This window comes from Pseudomonas sp. PA-6-3C (assembly GCF_021605825.1).
Classification (GTDB): domain Bacteria; phylum Pseudomonadota; class Gammaproteobacteria; order Pseudomonadales; family Pseudomonadaceae; genus Aquipseudomonas; species Aquipseudomonas edaphica.
Genome location: NZ_WKDV01000017.1, coordinates 1 through 20,798, shown reverse-complemented (window position 1 = coordinate 20,798; position 20,798 = coordinate 1). Strand labels below are relative to the sequence as shown.

Genomic DNA, 20,798 nt, shown 5'->3' with positions numbered 1-20,798 from the left:
CCCATGGGCACTGAGACAAGGATGTTTGCGCGTGGACGAACTCGTTCAGCATGTCACCTTACCAGCAGAACCGAAGCTGAAAGAGCTCAAGATCCTCGCTACGCTGGTGTCAAAGCTCAACCTGGCAGACTTCCAGAACGCAATCCCAGTGATCCATGAGCTGCGTCTCGCGAATGAAACTGGCGAGTGCTATCTCAATGCTACGTTGACTCTGACATCCTCGCCCGAAGTGTTGAAGCGGAAGAGCTGGCGTATTGAGGAGATTGCAACAGAGTCGTTTCGAACCCTTCCTGGTCTCGATCTTGTGCTGGATGGGCCCTTGCTCAGCAGGTTGACTGAAGCTGAAATGTCTACGTTCCTCTTCGTCCTTGAAGCCGATTGCAAGGAGGCTGAAGGAGGGCACAAAGTTATTGCGCAACTGGAGCAAGTCGTTGAGCTGCTACCTCGGAACCAGTGGGGTGGATTGCGTCATATCCCGGAAATGACGGCTGCGTTCGTTCAACCAAACGATCCAGCGGTAGAGCGTGTTCTCAAGCAGGCTGCCGAGTTGCTTCGTTTGAGCGAAAAATCTCCTGCACTGGATGGTTATGCCGGTGGCCCTAAGCGAGCATGGCAGCTTGCTTCAGCCGCGTGGGGTGCTGTTGCTCGGATGAAACTTGACTACTCATTGCCGCCGGCCAGTTTCGAACAGTTCGGTCAGAAAGTGCGAAGCCCTAGCCAGATTGCCGATTCTGGCCTAGCAACCTGTATGGATTTGACCCTATTCCTGTGTGCAGCGCTGGAGCAGATCGGCCTTAACCCTGTCATCGTGTTTACTAAAGGCCATGCGTATGCAGGGGTTTGGCTGAAGCCTGAAGAGTTCACCACTACACTCATCGACGATGTCACGACAGTGCGTAAAAGAGTGAAGCTCAAAGAGCTAGCTCTGTTTGAAACTACGTTGCTTACTCAGCCATCAATCCCGTCGTTTGGATATGCAGTCGAACGTGGAGCCAAGCAGATTGACGAGGATGCTGAGGCCGAGTTCGAGATGCTGCTTGATGTTCGACGTGCTCGACTTCAACGTATCAAGCCCTTGGCCAGCTCCGAGGCTCAGATTGCCCGGGTTGTAACAGGCGAGTCGAGCGAGGCGCCTTTTCTTCTAATTGATGATGGTGACGATATTCCCGACGAAATGGTGAATATCGAAATCGAAGACATCGCTAAGCTCAATCCAAAAGATAGGTTGGAGCGATGGCAGCGCAAGCTGCTTGATCTCTCGCTACGTAACAACCTGCTCAATTTCAAATATGGCAAGAGAGCTCTCAAGCTTGAGGCGCCGGATCCTGGAGCACTCGAAGATATTCTCGCCAGCGGGCAGTCTCTGAAGCTTTTGACCCGCCCAGACCTCATGGATGGGGCAGACCCGCGTGAGAAAGAAATTTACGAGCAGCGTGAGCGTGAGGATGTTCGCCGGCGTCACGCTGAGGATGCCCTGAAGCGTCGAGAGGTTTTTGTCGCTCTAACCTCTCGCGAGATGGATGCGCGCTTGACCGAGCTCTATCGCGGCGCTCGTACCGCTTTGCAAGAGGGCGGAGCTAACACATTGTTTCTCGCTGTTGGCTTTTTGAGGTGGACGCGCGAAGACAAAGGGGGACAGAAATACAGCGCACCTCTGTTGCTCATCCCTGTCAGCCTTGAGCGTAAAAGTGCACGTTCAGGTTTTTCAATTGTGCTCCATGATGAGGAGCCTTGCTTCAATCCAACTCTCATCGAAATGCTTCGGCAGGATTTCCAGTTAGGCTTAGGGACATTGGAAAGTGAGCTTCCTCGAGATGAATCGGGGTTGGATATTGTCGGGATTTGGCGGCGAGTAGGTCACGCTATTAAAGACATTTCAGGATGGGAGTTATCTGAAGAAGTTACCCTAGCCATGTTCTCGTTTGCCAAGTATCTAATGTGGAAAGACCTGTCAGAAAACGCTAGCCACTTGCGGCAGAGTCCAGTCGTCCAGCATCTTCTCGACACCCCAAGGGATTCCTTTGCATCTGATACGCCTTTCCCGGATGCCAGATTCCTTGATCGTGAATACGGCCCAGCAGATGTGTTCTGCCCGTTGCCGTCAGACTCCTCCCAGCTCGCCGCCGTGATGGCTGCGTCCAAGGGAAAAGATTTTGTGCTTATCGGCCCACCCGGTACCGGTAAAAGCCAGACAATTTCTAACATGATCGCCCAGTCAATTGCTCAGGGTCGACGCGTATTGTTTGTCTCCGAGAAGATCGCTGCCCTGGACGTTGTCTACAGACGGCTCCGTGAGATCGGTCTTGGAGAGTTCTGTCTCGAGATTCACTCCAGCAAAGCGCGCAAAGCGGACGTACTAGCCCAACTGCAATCAGCTTGGGAAGCCAAGGGAGAGATTGACACGCAAGCTTGGGAGGTTGAGGCGCAGAGGCTCGCTTCTATCAGAGATAGTTTGAATATCTACGTTGAGCGATTGCACAACCGGTATCGCAATGGGTACACCGTGTTTGACGCGATCGGTACGGTCACCTCCGGTACTGACGAGCCGGTAGCTCCATTGAGTTGGATATCTCCTGAAATCCATGACCAGAAGGCAATGCTGGAAATTCGCGAGATTGGTGACCGCCTAGAGGTCAACGCTCAAGAGGTGGGGTATGAACACCTAGGCAAGCATTCACTTTCCGGAATCGGGCAGTCGGAATGGTCGCCCCATTGGACGCAACAGTTTTTGCAGGCTTCTCGTGATGTTCTGCCTGCGGTTCTTGATGCCCAAAAAGCTGCTGACGGGTTTATTGAGTTTGCAGGGTTGCCAGCAGTTCCTCATACACCTTCGGCTCTTCAAGGGTTGTCAGCTCTATCTTTGGTGCTTCCGACTGCTGCCGGCCATGACTGGCGCTTCGCCTTGCTGCCAAGCGCCCGATCGATCGCGCAGCGTCTAACCGATGGGTGTAATTGGATTGAGGAGCACCGTGATCTGACGAGCAGTTTGTCGCAGATCTGGCCGACTCGGGTTGTGGGAGAAGCCAAGAGTGCAATGGATCTTTTGCAACAGCGAAGGACGACATTAGATTCCATGAGTCCTGCTTGGTCTTCTGCCGTGATCGACACGATCCAAGATGGACTCGCCAAGTTTGCAAAAATCAAGGAGCTGACAGATCAGCTTTTGGTAACCTACACCGACGCGGTCGAAACGCTCGATGTTGAACAACTTCACCAAGAGTGGGTAAAGGCTGATGAGGCCATTTGGCCTAAATCTTGGCTTGGCAAGCGTCGTGTTAATGCCACCCTCGCTGCAGTTCAGGCAGTAGCTGGAGAAGCTGATGTTGCAAGGGATCTTTCGACTTGGATTGAGATTCGTGGTCAGCGGAAACTCATTGACGAACTCCAGCCTGGAGCCCAGTGCGGAGACGTTTGGAACGGATCTAAATCTAATCCTAGCCACCTAACCAGCTCCCTAGCTCTTCAGTTCGCCTTGGCGAATCAGATGAACAACTCTGAGTGGCACGACGAAGGATTTGATGTCGTTGAACAGGGGCATTTAGGCGAGGCTCTAAAGGCCCAGCTCTCGCGCATGCGCGCTATTGTTCGTCTCGACAGTGAGTTGGCTAAATTCGATGAGCTTGGTTGTCATACCTCCGGCCTGTGGAGAGGGCTTGCTACAGAGTGCGAATTACTTACGGCGGCATTGCAGTTTCAGGCTGAGCGGCGAGAAATAGAAGTGCGTGGTCGCCTAACCGATGACCATCCTCATGTGGAGGAGGGGCGTTGTGGCCAAACCCTGAAAGATGACTACATCCTACTCAAGAAGCGCGGCATTCTTGAGCGACAGTTGGCTGACCTTGCTGATCTTCGTGAAACTGTGCCCTTTTGGAGTGACCTGAAGACAAAGGTGGATGACGCACGTCAGGCAGTGCTGTTCCAAGGTCAAATTGCGGTCGCCTTGGCTAAGCTAGCCCAAAACCCCGAGCAAATCGCAGGGTTTAAGGGGCCATTGAGTGTGCTGCTCGGAGAGGGTAACGCTCTGCTGGAACCTGAGGGCGCTATCCACCAGTCTGGGATCGCCCTCCGTGAAAAACTTCAACAGTTGGAAGTCCGGTCAGCACATTTGACCGCTGTGGGTCAGTTCACTGAGCAGGCAGTAGCCATAAATTCAGAGCTGTCTCTTGATGAATTGAGGCAAAATTGTGAGTTGATGATCGTGTCTGAGCCTCGTCTGAGAGCTTGGTGCGCTTGGCGTAAAATCCGTGATGAGGCTTTTGCGGTTGGCCTGGCTCCGATTGTGGAAGCTATGGAGAAAGGAGCAATTGCTCTCGGCAATGTGCGTCGAGTGCTTGAAGTGAACTACGCACGGTGGTGGTTGAATGCGACCGTCGATAACGAAGCTGTAATTCGAACGTTCGTCAGCGCCGAACACGAACAGCGCATCCGTGATTTCCGAGCTCTGGATGATAAATTCACTTCGTTGACTCGTGACTGGTTACGGGCGCGCCTGTGTTCAGAGCTTCCTAGCCAGGAAAGCGTAAGTCGCTCTTCTGAGTGGGGTTTACTGCGTCACGAGATGAGTAAAAAAACCAGGCATATGCCGTTGAGGGAGCTGATGAGTCAGGCACCGGGTGCGCTGACAAAGCTCACCCCTTGCTTGTTGATGAGTCCGCTGTCGATTGCTCAGTATCTGCCATCAGGTACTACTCCGTTCGACTTGGTGATTTTTGATGAGGCCTCTCAAATTCCTGTCTGGGATGCGATTGGCGCGATGGCTCGTGGGCGCCAGGTTGTCATGGTTGGTGACCCCAAACAGCTACCGCCAACATCCTTTTTCGGGCGCGCAGAGTCTGGATCTGACGATGAGGACACCGAAGCTGACCTGGAAAGCATTCTGGATGAGTGCATCAGTGCCAACCTCCCGACTCGAAAGCTCAGTTGGCACTATCGTAGCCGCCATGAAAGTCTCATCGCGTTCTCGAACCAACGCTATTACCAGTCTGAGCTGGTTACCTTTCCGTCGCCATTCACTGCGGATAAAGCTGTCACGCTTCATCCCGTCGCCGGTGTGTATGACAGGGGTGGATCGCGAACAAATCGCATCGAGGCCCAGGCACTCGTCGCGCATCTCGTTGCCCGTCTGAGGTCGCCGACGTTCAGGCAGTCGGGACATACCGTAGGAGTGGTTACCTTCAACAGCGAACAACAAAAGCTGATTGAAGATTTACTCGATGAGGCGTGCAGGAAGGATCCGTCGTTGGATAGCTATTTCTCGGAGTCGCTACTGGAGCCCGTTTTCGTCAAAAACCTGGAGAGCGTTCAAGGTGATGAACGAGACATCATCTATTTCTCCATTACGTTCGGTAAGGATGCAGCAGGCCACACATCGATGAGCTTTGGCCCGATGAACGAGCAGGGTGGCGAGCGTCGTTTGAACGTGGCGATAACTCGAGCGCGTCAAGAGCTTGTGGTGTTCTCCACTACGCGTCCTGAACATATGGATCTCTCCCGAACCAAGAATGAGGGCGTACGAGACCTGAAGCACTTCCTTGAATTCGCCGAGCGTGGCCCTCGTGCTCTGGTGGAAGCAGATTTTGGAAGTGTCGGAGGCTTCGATAGCCCCTTCGAGAAAGCAGTCGCCGCCGCGCTGTCCAAAAAGGGATGGCAAGTCCACACACAGATCGGCGTATCGTCCTTCCGAATTGACCTGGGCGTAGTTCACCCCGACGCACCTGGTCGATTTCTCGCGGGCGTCGAATGTGATGGCGCTACTTACCACCGCAGCGCTACTGCTCGAGACAGGGACAAACTTCGTGAATTTGTGCTGCGCGGGTTGGGCTGGGAAATCGTCAGAATTTGGTCGACCGATTGGTGGATCGATGCTTTAGGGACGGCGGACAAGGTTCATCAGAAGCTCACTGCATTATTGGAGGCTTCGCGTGCGAAACAGGCGGAAATTGATGCGGTGGAGGAAGCTGAACGGCTCAAGGCTGACGCAGCAGTAGCCGAGGTGATCGAAATAGCTGAGCAGGTCGGCCAAGTAGTATTAGGCGAGGAGGGTACTCCCGTTGCCAATGATCCTGCGCTGGGCATGCCAGAACTGAAGTACGCGAGAGCGGCTGATATAGAGGGCACGAACAAGTACGTGGCTTACGAGCCCGTGAGCTATCTAGTTTATCGAGAAACAGATCCTGCCCAGGCTGTAGACAATGTGAACCCAGATCTCTTCTTTGAAACAGAGTACACGCCGCTTCTGCAGAGCATGATCGCGCACGTCGTGAACGAAGAAGGCCCAATTTTGAATACAGTTCTGGCGAGGCGTATTGCCAGGGCACACGGCTGGGTACGCACTGGAGCACGTATCCGGGATCGCGTGGATCAAGTTGCTCTCGCGCATTTCAGATCTCACGAGGAGGAGCTTGGTACCTTCTTTTGGCCGATTCATTTGCAGTCAGACTCAACTTCATTTCGCCGCCCTGGTGATGATGACTCTACGCGCAGCCTCAGCGAAATTTGCCTTCAGGAGCTATCTGCGCTTGTAGGGGAGATGGAAAGCAAAGGGCATGAGGCTGAAGCGCTGATTTACGCCGTCGCTAAGGAAGCAGGTGTCACGAAGCTTGCTCACGCTGGCCGCTTGCGTATAGAGAAAGCCATAAAACATCGCAGAGATGTTTAGTTGTCGACAGTAGCGAGTGGAATGGGTAGCCGCTTGGGGCGGCTCGCCCGATGAAATTCAACCTTAACCACGAGTCTGCTATAGAGCCTGCACCACGTTACTGAGCGTACTTTGTTTGGAGTGCGGTTAGCCTCGTTGCATCACGCTCGGTGAATGAGCCTGCGTCGAATAAAGGCTTATCATCAGCACCATCAAGCCGTTCGACGGTAACGGTGAAGATGGCATCCTTTGGTGGTTCGACCTTGCCCCAGTCCGAGAACTGATTAGGTGCGAGATTCCAGGATTGAGATTCGCCAGGTTCCAAACCACCGCTGATTGAGTAATTGAACGTTTCGACAAGCCAAGGCACTGAGCGTCCAGGAGACGCGATGGTGCCTTTGAAATACGCCCGTGACACGGCGCTGGCAGTCCCGTTATTCACCGTTATTTCGATGATAGGTTGGTTACCAAGGCCATACTCTTTAACCCTTTGATAGAAGCGAGACTTTGAAACTTGGAAGCGGGCTAATTCTTCTTTTGCAGCTCCGGATTTTTTTTGCTTTTCGACCAGCTCCTGAATTTCCGTTAACGCCTGTTGCCGCTCTTTTTCCGCACGCTCTGTCCGGATGCGGTTTGCTTCATCGGTAACCTGCTGAGCAGTCTTCCCGTTAAGCGCAACAAGCATTTCTGCGGACGCACCGTCGGCATTTTTCTTGCCCTGTAGAACCTGAGAAATATCGAGTCCCTGAAATGCAAGCACCATCACATCAGATGCGAACTGCTTGCGCTTGTCCTCAGGCAAACTCGCAGCAACCTTCGCTGCAGAGTCTTTGAAAGCCTGTTGGGAGCTACCGTCCAGCTTCGGCTCGCCACAGCCAGCTAGCATCCCTGCCATCAGCGTTATGCACATAACTCGACGCATCTGCATTCCCTCTCAGAAAATTCAGGGCAGCATATCAAAATGATGTCGGAATGCGATCTGTACAGGTAGGTGGGGCTCCTTTGACAGTGAGTCTAAAGTTTTATAGTCCTTCGCTCGGCAGCGATTTTTTAGAACCATACCAGTCACCTGAAAAATTTCAGACTCGTCATGTATGATCCGCTGATCCGCTGATGTCTGGTCTGCGACTATGGCGATGATCCGATTTGGTTGGCCTTTCGGTATCGCTATTTTTTAACCAGGTCTTTGTATAACTCACGGGCCGCAAGGATCTGATCCCTGAGTTCCTCGGGGTCAATGCGCATGCCACCGCGAGGCGTTACCTGAAGCGTCTTTAGGCGGTTCGCAGCTTTAATGAATTCCTGTTCTTCTGCCTGAACCCACGCGGGGCGCTTGTCTTTCCAAAAGAGCCAACCCATTTGCCCGGCCTCATCTTTGATCGGATGCTCAGCAGTATGTGGGAGCGGTAGCCAATGTCCAAGCAAGAAGGTGAGTCGGATCACTCTGCAAGCGGAGCGCGCAGACCAGGAGGGTCGAAGAGCATGAGGATGGAAGCCCGAAGGGCCAAGACCAGTCCACGACTGGGCTTGGTTAACGACAGCCGTCCCTGAAAGGGCATGCCACGATAACCGCAGCGTCGATGACTACCGAAAGGTGCGCTGATCAAATGATCGGGACACAACTCCCTGTGCGCAAAGATCATACGTTTTGCGCAACGCTACTTCTTCGCCAGAAGACACCCCCACGTGTGTGAAGATCGTCGACAGAAAGCGTTTCCTTTCGCCGTTGCCGAGCTCAGACCAAATCCTTGGCTGTCCTTGTGCATCAGGAATCGCCAAGCGGTCTAGGAAATACTCTTCCAGGCTGTGCAGACGTTGTTGGCCATCAATCAAAATTTCACTGTTTTCGGCTAATGCCCTGCTACCGATCACTGGCTCGTACCAGTCATTAGTGAGGTAGCTCCCCAGATCCGCGCCTGACCATACAGCAGAGATAAAGCGAGACTTCTGACCAAGGTTCCACTCCAACCCGCGCGCCCACGATGGAACGGGCATGCCCATAACGAATCGCGCAGCCCACGGAAACTGCTCACGAGCGGAGGAGGGCTCTACCAGATACTTTTCCCAGTTGCCCACTAAGACCTCGAGGGGACAATGACTGACGGTCGTGGGCAGAAGACGCTGTGGCATATGGATGTGCCGGTCTGATGTTCCGCCGTCGGCGTAGCGTTTAAAAAAGGAAGTCATGGTTTTCCTGGGTAGCTCAGGTTGGTCGAAGTATTCGTGTAAGTACGGGCGCATCGCCAGGCGTCGACCGTAGCAATGATCAGCAGATCCCGATCTGTGGAGATATTGATCTGGCCGCTATCGGCCAAGGCATGTGCATAGCCCTCGGCATAGGCTGCTGCTTTGTTGAATTCGGATGTGCAGGTTGCGGATTCGATGTAGCCGATCAGCCGCTCCCATGTGCGCCGCTGGCGGTTGCCGAGAATCGTGCAGGGGAACGGAAAGGCGCCGCTCAGGCGCTGTGCGAAGTCATGTGTAGAGAGGGTCAAAGCTGTCGCTCAAAAAGGGTACTTAACTATGACAAACGGTTTCTTTCAGAAAACCTTGAGCCTGAAGTGAGTTTTTTCTGAAGATATACAAGTTTGCCCAAGCACGGCAGCTGGTACTGATGTGTTACTGGACTGTCACGTCAGGCAGGAAGCCAGGAACAAGCGTCTGTACCAATGGGATGATTTTCGTTGCGAGATCTTCCATAGCCTGTCTTTCTTACCTCATTAGTCGGAGGTCTGAATCATCCGTTGGCTTAAAGCCGGTGCTTACACCGCTATCGTTCTTAACCATGGCCGAAAGAGCGGGCATGTCATTTCTTATCAAGAGAAAAATTCATCCCCAGGTATCTTTGATTGAAAGAGACGCATCAGAGCATAAAATTTCGGACGCCTTCGACATTTGAGATATCGCATTTGCTTGGGGCCCTTATTTGGAGGGGGTAGGAGCCACATCTTCATTGAGCCACCGCCTGACTCTGGTGTGCGTAGCACTATGTGGCCGTGATTATCGCGAATGTAGCCATTCGCTATAAATCCTAGATGTAAGCCTGGATAGGAGTAGACCGAACCTTCGTGAAAGTAGGCGAGTGGACGGCCACAGTATGTATATAAGTGCTCGTCGTCATCTGTATACGCGATCGGCTTGTGTTGCATATCATAGAAATCTAGGCTCATGAGGCTCTTCATTGCAGCGATGGGAGAACAGGGCACTTGTGTGCCCCGAGCTCTGTTAAGCAGCCAAATTACTTGGCTGCTTTAGGGCGAATCACGATACGAAACGGCTGACCGTTTGCACGTCGAATCACCTTCCCGGTTTTGGTGGTGATGGTCATGCGATAGATGACCTCACCCTCCGCGTCGGGTTTTTCGAACATCTCAATCTGGGACATAAAATGTCTCCTGCTGAGGTAGGCTCAAACACAGAACTCGCTCCCTTGCGAAAGGAGCCGACAGGGGCTACCATCGCAAAGCTTTCTTCAACGAAGCGCGAGAGACATCTGGAGTCTGTTCAGACGTCTTTTCCCAAAGGCCGGTCAAGGTGCGAACTTGATCGGCTTTTTTGTTTCTGGCTTTCCACCATCTAGTCCAATGCAGGCTCAGAAGCCTCCTCGTAGCGCTAGTGATGAATATGTATCGGTGTCATTTGCAAAGCCTATCATCATCATTTTGATGACGTCAACTGCTCATGTGTTATGCTGGGTGAAAGGTGACGGGCTTGACCGACTTTTAGATTCGATGGAGATGACATGATTGATTTGAGCGAGTACAGCCAAGCGCAACGGGAGCGCCTGGTGTACATCGATTTCCGCCTCTACTTCACAGGCGCCGTCTCACGTGCGGATCTCATGGATAGGTTTGGCGTAGGCGCCGCTGCTGCCACCCGTGATTTCGCTCAGTACAAGGATGTTGCCCCCCAGAACACGGAACTCGACACGGTAACGAAGCAGTATGTGATGCGCGAAACATTCTCCCCTTTGATCGCACATGCGTCTGAGCGAGTTCTCACTGCGCTTTCGCAGGGGTTCGGCTATGGCTTGGATTCATATGAAAAGCCGCTGATCCCCCACGAGTCGGTTTCGTTGCTCAGCAAACCTAAGGTGGAGGTTTTAGCGCCCATCACCAGGGCAATTCACCTCAAACGGGTCGTTAAAATCAGCTACACCTCCGGTTCAGGTCAGTCAGAGCGAACCATCGTACCGTTCGCTATTGGTTGTGACGGTCTTCGCTGGCACGTCCGGGCGTTTGATCGGAAACGTAAAAAGTTTGCAGACTTCGTTCTAACTCGAGTGGGGCATGCTGAGCTTCAGATGGGGGAGAAAGCAGGAGACGAAGAAACGCCGAAACACGACGATCAGTGGAATCGGATGCTTGAGTTACCTATTGTCCCGCATCCCGATAAAGACTCTACAGAGATCGTGAAGCGTGACTACGACATGCTTGATGGCGTGCTCAAACTACGAGTTCGCGCCGCCATGGCGGGCTACGTACTGCAGCAGTACCACGTAGATTGTTCTCCAGATCACAGCATCGCGGACAAGGCTTACCGTTTATGGCTCCAGGATCCCCTAGCTCTTTATGGGGTAGAGAGCTCCATGTTTGCGCCTGGGTACAAAAGTCCTAAATGACCTATAACCAGCGCACTGTTCTATAACTCGATGCCATCCTTAACCGGGCTGGTTGCAGGAGGGGGCTGTGAGTGAGCATGACTCGCCAGGTTCGTTAGGGCAATTTTCATCGTCGTGTTCAGCTCCTTTCTGTATTAAGGCTTAACGGAACGGCAGCTGAGAAATTCGCCCAGCCTGTGCAGGTGGCCGATTATCGCTAGATTTCTTCATAGACCTTTGCTCTTGTATCTGCACTATCACTGGCTTGGGTTCAGGGCTAATCATTCGGCGCGCGGAGCGCTCAGCGTCAGCGGCTAGCAGCCGTCCAAGCGCCGACCTGATCAAGGAAGTGTAGCTACTTGAGTGGCAATGCGACATCGGTGTGGGTGCCGCATATCTGAGTTGAACTACCGCAGACGATTCAGATTTTATTTCGGTTAGGATGGTAGAGCCTCGGCAGGCGATGTTGGGGCTGCACTTGAACTGCTTTGAGGCTCGATATGACCATGCACTCGGACGACTTCATCGATCTTGATCGCACCTTCTCAAAAATCCCTCTAAATGCTGATCTGTCCGATGATGTTGATCTGAGTGGTAGGCATCAGAGTCGTGGGGAGCTTCACTGGACAGACTTGCTCAATCATCACCGAGTGATACTTCTATCCGAGGCTGGTTCAGGAAAAACGGCCGAAATCCAAAATGTCACTCGACAGCTTCGGAGCGCAGGAAAAAACGCCTTTTTTCTCCGGATTGAAAATGTCTATCCAGATCTGGAGGACGCTATTGAAGAAGGCACTTTCGATGAGTTTAAGAGCTGGCTTGATTCTGGTACGGAAGGCTGGCTGTTTATGGACTCGGTTGATGAGGCTCGGTTAAAAGATCCTAGAGATTTCGAGCGTGCAATCCGAAAATTAGGACGTTTAACCAAGAGTAGTGGAGCCCAAGCGCACATACTCATCACAGGTCGTAGCACAGCCTGGCGCCCTAGTACCGATTTAGCTATCTGCAAAACAGCTTTCGAGTTTGAGGCAAAAGCTCGTCGAGCTGTTCCCATACAAACTGATGCTCTTGAAAGCGCCGTACAAACGACGACAACCGAGGCCGAGCCAGATACTTCGTTTCTCGTAGTCACTCTGGACGACATCCATGACGCCCAGATTGATCGCTTTCTAAAGGCCACTGGCGTTCAAGACGTCAAGGCGTTTCTCACCGCAGTTGAGCGCAAAGAAGCCTGGTCGCTAACCACGCGTCCTCTGGATTTCATGGAGCTCGTGGGTTTTTGGCATAAGCACCAGAGAATAGGCACACGACTGGAGTTGATGAAAAGCAGCATTGACCGCCGCCTTGAAGAACGCGACCAGAACCGTGCAGAGTTCAGCCCCATTGCTCCAGAGAAACTGCGTGAAGGAGCGCGTCTCATCGCTGCCGCAGCAACGTTTGGTCAGATATCTGTAATCTCCGTTCCTGATGGCGACGCTAGTAAAAAGGGAATTCCTATTCGCGCAGTGTTGAGAGATTGGGATGACGCTGACGCTGGTGCCTTACTGGCCCGCCCCATTTTCGAACCCGGCATTTATGGAACGGTTCGGTTCCATCATCGGACTGTCCGAGAGTACCTAACTGCAGAGTGGCTCCACGAACTAATCCGAGGTGCAGGCTCGCGAGTCAGGATCGAGAATTTGTTCTTCCGTACACAATATGGTCTGGAGGTCATCAATCCTTCGATGCGTCCAGTTTTGCCTTGGCTCGCCCTGTTGGACGAGCGCATTTGTAAGCGGCTAGAAAAGGTTGCTCCGGAGGTGTTCTTTGAGGGCGGTGATCCTGGGCAGCTCCCCCTGAGCACACGCCGACGCGTGTTGCGCAAGGCTTGTGAACATCTGGCGCAGCCGGCTCACAGTTGGACGATGACCGACTATTCAGCCGTACAGCGATTCGCGCACCACGATCTCACTGAAGACATCAAAGAATTACTGACCCTTTACCGTACCAACGATGATATCGCCTGGTTTCTTTTAAGAATGGTATGGCAGGGAGAGGTAGTGGGGGCACTTGCAGAGACTAAGCAATTTGCCCTCAATGCTCAGCACAAACACACTCGTTTGGCTGCAATCCGAGCTGTTACCGACTTGGGTACAGCCCAAGACGTAGCCGATGTGCGCCTAGCGCTGCTGGCAGGAAAGTTAAAGGTTAACAGGGAATGGTTAGCTGAGCTGCTTGATGGATTTACGCTCGATACCCAATGGCTGCCCTGGCTGCTGCAGGCGATCGAGAAAAGTGCGAAGAAAGAGCGCTACAGCGGTAGGGATGCCCTAGCGTTGAAACTTTCCGCCCTTGCTACGGTTTGTTCGCTGGAAAACCTGCCCGCTCTCATTTGCGGGCTCAGAGTGCTTTTAGACAAGCCTCCTATGGAAGATCACGGTTTTAGCGTTATCTCTAAGAAATACAGCTGGTTAGCTGAGATAGCTGGTACGGCGGTGCTCCGTTTGCTTCAGGTAAGAGACCCGTTTGTGCTTGAAGAACCGGCCCTCGCGATCCTGAGCAAGCTGGCACAAGCGCATATTTATGGCGAGCTCGATACTAGAGAACTCGGAGAAGAACTCCGGGAGATCGTACCTACTTGGCCTGAGCTCGATTACAAGCTGTTTTGGTATGACGTTGTATTAGCTCGTAACGGCCTAGTGCATCGCGGGGAACCTGTGGTTAACGTTTGGCAGTTACTTGGTTTCCGGCCATTCTGGTCGCTGAATCGGCAAAATTTTAGCCTCGCCTGCGATCACATCGAAAGCCTCACAAATATGGATGATCGCCTGATGGCGCTCAGTATGGCTTTCAATATTTACACGCAGTATGAGGAGCCAACCTGTTGGGAGAGTCAGCTTAAGCAGGCAGCCGAGGCCCATGTCGTGCTTCGCGAGAAGCTTGAAATTTTGTTGAACCCACCGGAGCGGGACGTTGACAAGTGGGAGATCAAGCAAGCTCAGTGGAAAGAAGAGGCAGCCAAGCGAAAAGCGGAAGAGACAGAACGTCGTCGCTCTTGGCGAGAAGGTCTCGCAGCCGAAGTGACCCTGATAAACAGCCCAAAACCAGGCGTGATGACTCGAAGCCAGTCTTACCTAATTGAACGGCTGCTTGACGGCTCAACCTCATCTAATACTTGGAGCAGCGGAAATTGGCAATCGCTCATAACTGAGTTCGGCTTGCCAATTGCTCAAATGTTTCGTTCCGGCGCTGTTAATTTCTGGCGTGGCTATTGCCCAACTCTGCCATCCGAGGGGGCTCCTGCCAATTCTACCCCCTACCAGGTGATTTTGGGATTGACGGGGCTCGCTATCGAAGCCAGAGAGGAGTCATTGAGCTTCACGCAGATGTCTGCTGATAACGCTGAGTACGCAGCCCGCTATGCGCTGCTTGAGCTGAATGGTTTTCCGGAGTGGTTTCCCAATCTTTTCAGGCTATACCCGAGCGTCATCCGAGAAATCGTAATGCGCGAAGTCAACCATGAGCTGGATCCGCTACGTTTGGGGTCAGGTGGTAATCGTATTTTACAGAGACTTCGCTGGAGCGGGGACTGGATGTACGGAGAGCTGGTTGCTCCACTCTTAATCCTCTTGGAACAGCAGATCAGCGATCTTGAGTCGCTTCAGCTTGTGCTAAGCATCGTACAGAACTCATCAGTCCATGATGGCGTCCTGGCAGAGCTCTCCAGAAAGCGTGCTTTGGAAGAGGCTAATTTGGATATTGCGCCGACTTGGTACGCCGTGTGGATTGGAACAGAGCCGGCGCTTGCTATCCCGGCACTTGCATCTCGCATCGACTCACTGTCCTTAGATGAGGAAAAAGCCAAATTTGCCATGCTTTGCCTGATTGCGATTGTTGGAAATCGCACTTCCAGCCGTTGTAGGCAAAACTACAAAACAGTTGGGCATGCCAAGAGCCTGTATCTGCTTATGCACACTTATATACGTATTGCAGACGACATTGATCGCGCAGGAACAGGGGTCTATTCCCCGGGGCTTAGGGACGATGCCCAAGGTGCTCGTGATGGCCTATTAGCTCTTATTCGAGAGACGCCAGGTAAGGAAGCATTCCTTGCATTGCAGGAGATTGCACAGGCGCACCCTGCCGAGCCATTACGTCCATGGGGCGCATTTTACGCTCATCAGAAAGCTACAGCCGATTCACAGACGTCACCTTGGGAGCCAGCGAAGGTCGTCGAATTCCATGAGTCGCTGGAAAGCACGCCGTCTACCCATCGCGAACTCTGGAACCTGGCAATCGATCGTCTTCTGGATTTAAAGCATGATTTAGAAGATGGCGACTCCAGCTATGCAGAAATTTTGCTGCTGACCAATCAGGAGACTTCCATTCGGAAGTTCATCGGAAAGTGGTTGAGAGATCGCGCAGTAGGAAGGTACGTCGTTCCTCAGGAAGAGCAGCTTGCCGATGACAAACGCCCGGATTATCGATTCCAGAACAGCCAGACCTACGCGCCCGTACCTGTCGAACTCAAGCTCTCTCAGAACTGGAGCGGCCCCGAGCATTTTGAACGGATCGAGAACCAGCTCTGCGGCGATTACCTACGCGATGTAAGCTCAAGCTGCGGCATTTTTTTGCTAGTGAACAATGGGGGGCAGGTTGCGTGGGACTCTCCCAACAATGGACGGATTGGATTTGAGGATCTAGTTATCGCATTGCAGGAGCACTGGTTAGCCATCGCGTCGAAATTTCCGAATGTCGAAGACATCAAGGTCATTGGCATAGACCTTACTAAGCGAGGAGGAGTGACCGCGACCAAAGCCATCAAAGCTAATCAGGCGGAGGCTAGCCAGAGAGGCGAAGGATGATATGCGGCGGCTGAGGTTCTTGAAATGGAATGTCAAAGGCAGCGGAGATTTTGTAATTTCTCGATTCTGTCGCCTGGAAATTCAGAAGCGATTGCTGGCCTCAGAAGGTAGTTTCGAATCTTTTGGCTAGCGATGGGGGGCGGAATAATCGGGTCAGATATTGATGTCGCCGGCGAAAGTGAGTGAGCTGGCAACGAATTTCTGAGTGCTCGAAAGCGAATCTGATCATTAACCAGGATGCGATCATTTTCCGTGATCATGTTACTCGGTCTAGGTTAACTGAGAGCTAACCACAGTCTTCGGTAGGATTCTTGTGACCGTCGGTCGGCTGCTTTTTCTGTTGTGTGTGTCACTGATATTTTTCCCCGTGCTCACCGTCGCCACTAGCCAACCGCTCGTAGAGTTACCTAACCTATGGTGGGCTTTGCTGACGGCCATCAACGAGTCGTGATGAGCTGCTTAGCGCCGGAGCTTGACGTCCCCAGTCGGGCGTATGGGAGAGTAGTCGCAACATTTTTTTGTTGCGTTCCAGTGCGCGCAGGTGCAAGAATCAACTGTAATTAAGGCCAGCTACGCTTAGCTGTCTGATCACTGAGTGAGGAAAATACGATGACTCTGAACCTTGAATTGATTGCCAAAGAGATTGATCTAGGCTTGGTATGATTTGACGCTTGCGTGACACGGCAACTAAGCGCCAACCCAATGGGTGGCGCTTTTTTTTTAAGGACGATAAATGCTTTTCAGATTTGTAAACGCCAACAAGCTCGCTTTGCCTCTGATTTATATTTTTTTCCTAGGATGCTTGGTTGCCGCGCTTGGCTACCTTTTTTATGCCCAAGTCACCTGCCAGGACTGCTCCGTCTCTTCGATCAATCCGTCGTCCTTTCTGATGCCGATCATCGCGTACCTGAGTATCGGACTGGTGGGCATCACTATTGGGTTCACTCGCAAAACGGCGAGTGAAAAAAACGCTCTGGAATTCGAAAAGGAAATGTCAGAGCTTGGAGAGCACTTCCAGGTTTTATATACGGTTCGTCAGGGTATGCTTCTCCCTGACGGTAACCTTAATCGCCGGAAAGCGGTTGCTTACATGCACGAGCTTTATGCACCTGCGAGTTCCTCGACTGCCTCGCCAGGCGCGACCAAAGCAGACCCTTCATTCGAAAGCGGGGACGATTCTGCGACACAATTCTTTTTTTACTCAAGTTCGACCACAGACGGTGCGGGCACTAAACGAGCTGAGCATGTCTTTTACACGGGCAGATTTGCTGCAGCTGGTACGCCAAAAACGTCCAGTGCCGCTAAAAAACCGGCCACTTCCAAAGATGCAGTGAGGGCCTCAGCTTCGGTCATCCTCAACGCAATGGAAGGCTGTGCCAACGCGATCCGCTACGGCATCTATGATGAAGATTTCATTTACAACATCTACGGCAGCCAGTTTATTGACCTCTATGAGCTGACCTATGGTCTGATCAAGGCCCGGCAAATCAAGAAAGCTCGGCTCTGGGTTAATTTTGAGTGGCTCGCTGTGAAGTGGACTCTGCGTCGGAACATTACTGGTGTTATTTCCAAAGAGTCGGTGGAAACCTCTCATATCATCAACCAGTCGCTTGCCGCTCTGAAAGAACACAACAAGATCAGACCAATCACCAAAAAGCTGAAGCAGTTTGAAGCGAAGCTTGAGCGCAGGAAATTTCCAAGGTAAAGACTGAGGTCAGTCTAGGAAAGGTCTGCGTCATAGTTTTAGAGGTGCCCGATTTCGCGGAGAAGGGCTAAGTAAGTGCCTTTCGTCGACCAGCCTATCTTGCCGTCCTGGCAAAAATTTTGTCCCAAACGCGCCTAGCAAATTCCACGTAGGCGCTCGGCACACCTCCAAAGCAGCGCTGCGATACCTTGAGTATGTTGGCTTCCGTCGCGTAGCTGATGTATCTCCGAAATCCGAAATTTGGGAGGAGGCCCATTTGCGCGATATCGCTAGTGTCTAGGCTGTTTCGAAGTTCTGACTAAGCTTCGGCGTAATAGACGTGGTTCGCCAGCAACCATCGGCAGCGCTTGCGCAGGTGACCGCGCAAGCTGGGTATATACATCTCATCAAGCAATGGCTGGGAGTAAGCAAGATCGAGGGTCTGTCCACCCAATATCCGATAATAGAAACTTCAGCAGTACGCCGATGGCATCGCAGAGCATGTGGATCTTGGTGGTCAGGCCCCCTGAACGCGTGGTCTTGCGATTCTTCAGGCTCCTGTTTTCCCGGTACCTGAAGTCGCTCGCTTCAAAGGCTGGTATGCTTCTTCGAGCTGTAGAAACTATAATATGTATGGTCGATAAGAATTAAGGTTTACTTCGGTGTAACTAAATCTTAAGTGGTTCATTAGCTTTGTATAGCTCTGAATAAAACTATCTCTTTTCTCGCAAATTTCACTTTGTATATCAAGCGATTCTTTGTAAGGGTAAAGTTCCCCTTTGTTGAATAGTATGGTAAGTGTATTTCCGCGTTGGATTGTGTCTTTGTAGACCGAGATTAGATGCTTTTTCTCATTCTCAAAGTTTGATTTGAGAAGCCAGGAAAGTTCTCGATACGTTTTTTCAAAGTCGGAAAAATTAAACTCTAAAATTTCATCGTAGAACGGGCGTGCATCTGGCAGGTCAATAGGGAACCCATTTAACACTGACCCGACCTCAAAAAGGTCAGAATTAAAGCTGTCAGGTAGGCTTTCGCAGTAGCCACGAATTCGAGTGAAGGCTAAGTTCTCCATCAGCAGACTTAGCGAGCTTATGTCACGACTGCGTCGGTTGTCAGTGGCTAACGAGTTCTCAACAAATTTTTCAAGTTCGATCTTCTTGCGGTGTAACCAGTCAGGGGGAAACCGCAGGGGGTTGTCATCTACAGACTTGTGGTGATTAGGGCAAAGTAGTATCAGGTTGTCGTAGTCATCGATGTCCCCGCTAAAGCCATCCTCACCACGAGGCCCTTTCTTGCTTCGAGCAATTATGTGGGCTGCTTCTGAAATATTTTTGTTATCAATGTCAATATCGCATACCTGCTCCTTGAATACACTTTCAAAGCCCGGGCACATAGCACATCGCCCTGCAGCTCTGGCATACAGCTCCTTAAGAGCTTTTGGCTTAACTGCCATTTCTTGAGTCCTTGCAAAAATCGGGTAGACGAATGAGTGTAAATGCATATTTCCGCTTGCGGCAACTTGCTCGAGCGCGATGAGGGAAATGTGACTACGTATAACACGTAAAAAAGTGCGATTTCGCCGCCTTTTGTGCATCTTTCTGTCACAGCGAGTGTGCTAGCTTAAGTGCGAATCTGCAGTGTTGGTCGCCTGGCTCGGCGGCGAGGTCAGCAGATTACACCACAGTTACCAAGGAGGGATGCATGAACTTTGAGCACACCGGATTTCGAGAGATTTTCAACTTTGAGCACCACCTCAACTCTGAGGGTGGGTTTGTCATAGGCCCCTACCGAATCACTGTGAGCAAGGAGCTTATTGGTGGGGATTTTGCTCGGTCATCACGACTCGTCTTTGGTGGTGCCTTCGATTCTTCCGGGTTCAGGAACACCGTCACTGAGGAACCCTCTAGCTCTGGCACTTGGAACGTAACGGCGGCTGTAGCGGAGCACGAGGGGCTAGATCAGGCCTCCGTGCTTTTGCCCGGCAATCCATGGGTGAATGGAGCCTACGACCTATCGGTCATTCTCTCGCTTCTCACAGGTCGCCATGTGCTGGTTGGCAATGCTGCCAGGCCGTACATGCCGGTTTCAGCAGGGCAGGCCGTCACCAGCAAAAACTTCTTCCGTACCCACCCAGTGATCGATTGGGCGCTGCTTCCAGTTCTGCAAGAAGCAGGTGCTGGAGAAGCGATGGAAGCAGTGATGCTCGCAATGACTAATAGCAATGCAGGCGTGAAAATTGCGATGGGATCGGCTGCGCTCGATGGACTGAACACCCACTGGTACAGTGCCTCGGGCTCCAACCGCTATACGAAGGACGTAAAAGCGGAGGTCAAGGTCGCGGCACAGGCATTTAAGGAGTATCTGGAAAAAGCCGGTGTGAGCCAGGATCTCATTGATGACATCATGCCGCGACTGTCAAACGTTGCGAATGAGTCGGCGCTTGCCAAGCTCGCAGCCTTCTTGAAGGCCGGTGGCATGTATCCGGAAAATCCAGATGAGGGCGCGCCTAAGCGTCTCAAATGGCTGAATGTCCTTCGTAATTCCGTAGCGCATTCAGGCTCGATCAGGTTGGACATTGCAGAAAGTCCTGAGGCGTCCTTCCGGGTAGCCGGCGCTGTCGCACTGCTGCTCCAAGACATCTGCCGGGTTTACATCGCGAAGTACCTGCTCAAGATTGAAGATCAAGGTGTTGATAAGGCGCAACAGGCCGTGATGACCTTCTTTCTGAACGGGACGTACCACGGTCAAGATATCCTTTCCGAAGACTACGAGACCTTCAGGCAACGACTGATCGACCACTACGAAGAATTTGGCAATCTCGACCTTTAACGACAGGCTTGAGCAGAGAGGGCGAAGTGCTCTCTCCATGCAATGGTAGCGCTAGTTCCAGCAATCCACTTTACTGGTATCAATCACTCGGCTGTACGAATCTACCTCCCTTAGTGAGAGGCTATGGCCTTCAGGCGCGAGGATTTCGAACCCCCCAGATGAACTCATCGGTAGGGAATCCAGGTTGGTGCAGCGGGAGGGCAG

Annotated in this window: 11 protein-coding genes and 1 pseudogene; 5 read left to right on the top strand and 7 right to left on the bottom strand. The window is 52.1% G+C overall.

What is annotated here, in order from left to right; all coding sequences use genetic code 11:
* Positions 1-31 precede the first annotated feature (31 nt).
* A complete protein-coding gene (locus GIW48_RS13565) occupies positions 32-6,658 on the top strand; it encodes a DUF3320 domain-containing protein (protein WP_236460516.1) in 6,627 nt (2,208 codons plus the stop codon).
* 97 nt (positions 6,659-6,755) lie between these two features.
* Here the strand turns inward: GIW48_RS13565 and GIW48_RS13560 are convergent, their stop codons facing one another.
* From GIW48_RS13560 to GIW48_RS13545, 5 genes are all read right to left on the bottom strand, one after another.
* The gene (locus GIW48_RS13560) at positions 6,756-7,559 is read right to left on the bottom strand and encodes a DUF6694 family lipoprotein (protein WP_181643183.1); all 804 of its coding nucleotides are present in this window, start codon (positions 7,557-7,559) and stop codon (positions 6,756-6,758) included.
* 662 nt (positions 7,560-8,221) lie between these two features.
* Positions 8,222-8,824: a DUF262 domain-containing protein gene (locus GIW48_RS13555; RefSeq protein ID WP_236460517.1), complete on the bottom strand. Its 603-nt coding sequence runs from the start codon at positions 8,822-8,824 to the stop codon at positions 8,222-8,224.
* Positions 8,821-9,132 carry a hypothetical protein gene (locus GIW48_RS13550; RefSeq protein ID WP_056859336.1) on the bottom strand — a complete coding sequence of 104 codons (312 nt, stop codon included), beginning with the start codon at positions 9,130-9,132 and terminating at the stop codon, positions 8,821-8,823. Before GIW48_RS13550 ends, GIW48_RS13555 begins: the two co-directional genes overlap by 4 nt.
* A 321-nt stretch (positions 9,133-9,453) precedes the next feature.
* Positions 9,454-9,786 carry a 4-fold beta flower protein gene (locus GIW48_RS29880; RefSeq protein WP_442963431.1) on the bottom strand — a complete coding sequence of 111 codons (333 nt, stop codon included), beginning with the start codon at positions 9,784-9,786 and terminating at the stop codon, positions 9,454-9,456.
* Positions 9,787-9,875: 89 nt separating this feature from the next.
* A complete protein-coding gene (locus GIW48_RS13545; protein ID WP_181643186.1) occupies positions 9,876-10,022 on the bottom strand; it encodes a hypothetical protein in 147 nt (48 codons plus the stop codon).
* Positions 10,023-10,379: 357 nt separating this feature from the next.
* On the opposite strand from GIW48_RS13545, the gene GIW48_RS13540 reads away from it, so the two are divergent.
* The 3 genes from GIW48_RS13540 (at position 10,380) to GIW48_RS13530 (ending at position 17,786) form a co-directional block, all read left to right on the top strand.
* Positions 10,380-11,258 (top strand): helix-turn-helix transcriptional regulator, encoded by an 879-nt coding sequence (locus tag GIW48_RS13540; protein WP_181643187.1) that lies wholly within the window; start codon positions 10,380-10,382, stop codon positions 11,256-11,258.
* Between the two features lie 479 nt (positions 11,259-11,737).
* Positions 11,738-16,081, top strand: coding sequence for an NACHT domain-containing protein (locus GIW48_RS13535; RefSeq protein WP_181643188.1), 4,344 nt, complete (start codon positions 11,738-11,740; stop codon positions 16,079-16,081).
* Between the two features lie 733 nt (positions 16,082-16,814).
* Positions 16,815-17,786: a DUF4760 domain-containing protein gene (locus GIW48_RS13530; protein ID WP_181643189.1), complete on the top strand. Its 972-nt coding sequence runs from the start codon at positions 16,815-16,817 to the stop codon at positions 17,784-17,786.
* Between the two features lie 304 nt (positions 17,787-18,090).
* Here the strand turns inward: GIW48_RS13530 and GIW48_RS13525 are convergent.
* Both GIW48_RS13525 and GIW48_RS13520 read right to left on the bottom strand, forming a co-directional pair.
* Positions 18,091-18,351 (bottom strand): annotated as a pseudogene (locus tag GIW48_RS13525) (IS5/IS1182 family transposase); the annotation flags it as partial.
* Positions 18,352-18,387: 36 nt separating this feature from the next.
* Positions 18,388-19,218 (bottom strand): HNH endonuclease, encoded by an 831-nt coding sequence (locus GIW48_RS13520; RefSeq protein ID WP_181643190.1) that lies wholly within the window; start codon positions 19,216-19,218, stop codon positions 18,388-18,390.
* 248 nt (positions 19,219-19,466) lie between these two features.
* Between GIW48_RS13520 and GIW48_RS13515 the strand changes: the two genes are divergently transcribed.
* Positions 19,467-20,594 (top strand): hypothetical protein, encoded by a 1,128-nt coding sequence (locus GIW48_RS13515; RefSeq protein WP_181643191.1) that lies wholly within the window; start codon positions 19,467-19,469, stop codon positions 20,592-20,594.
* Positions 20,595-20,798: the final 204 nt, after the last annotated feature.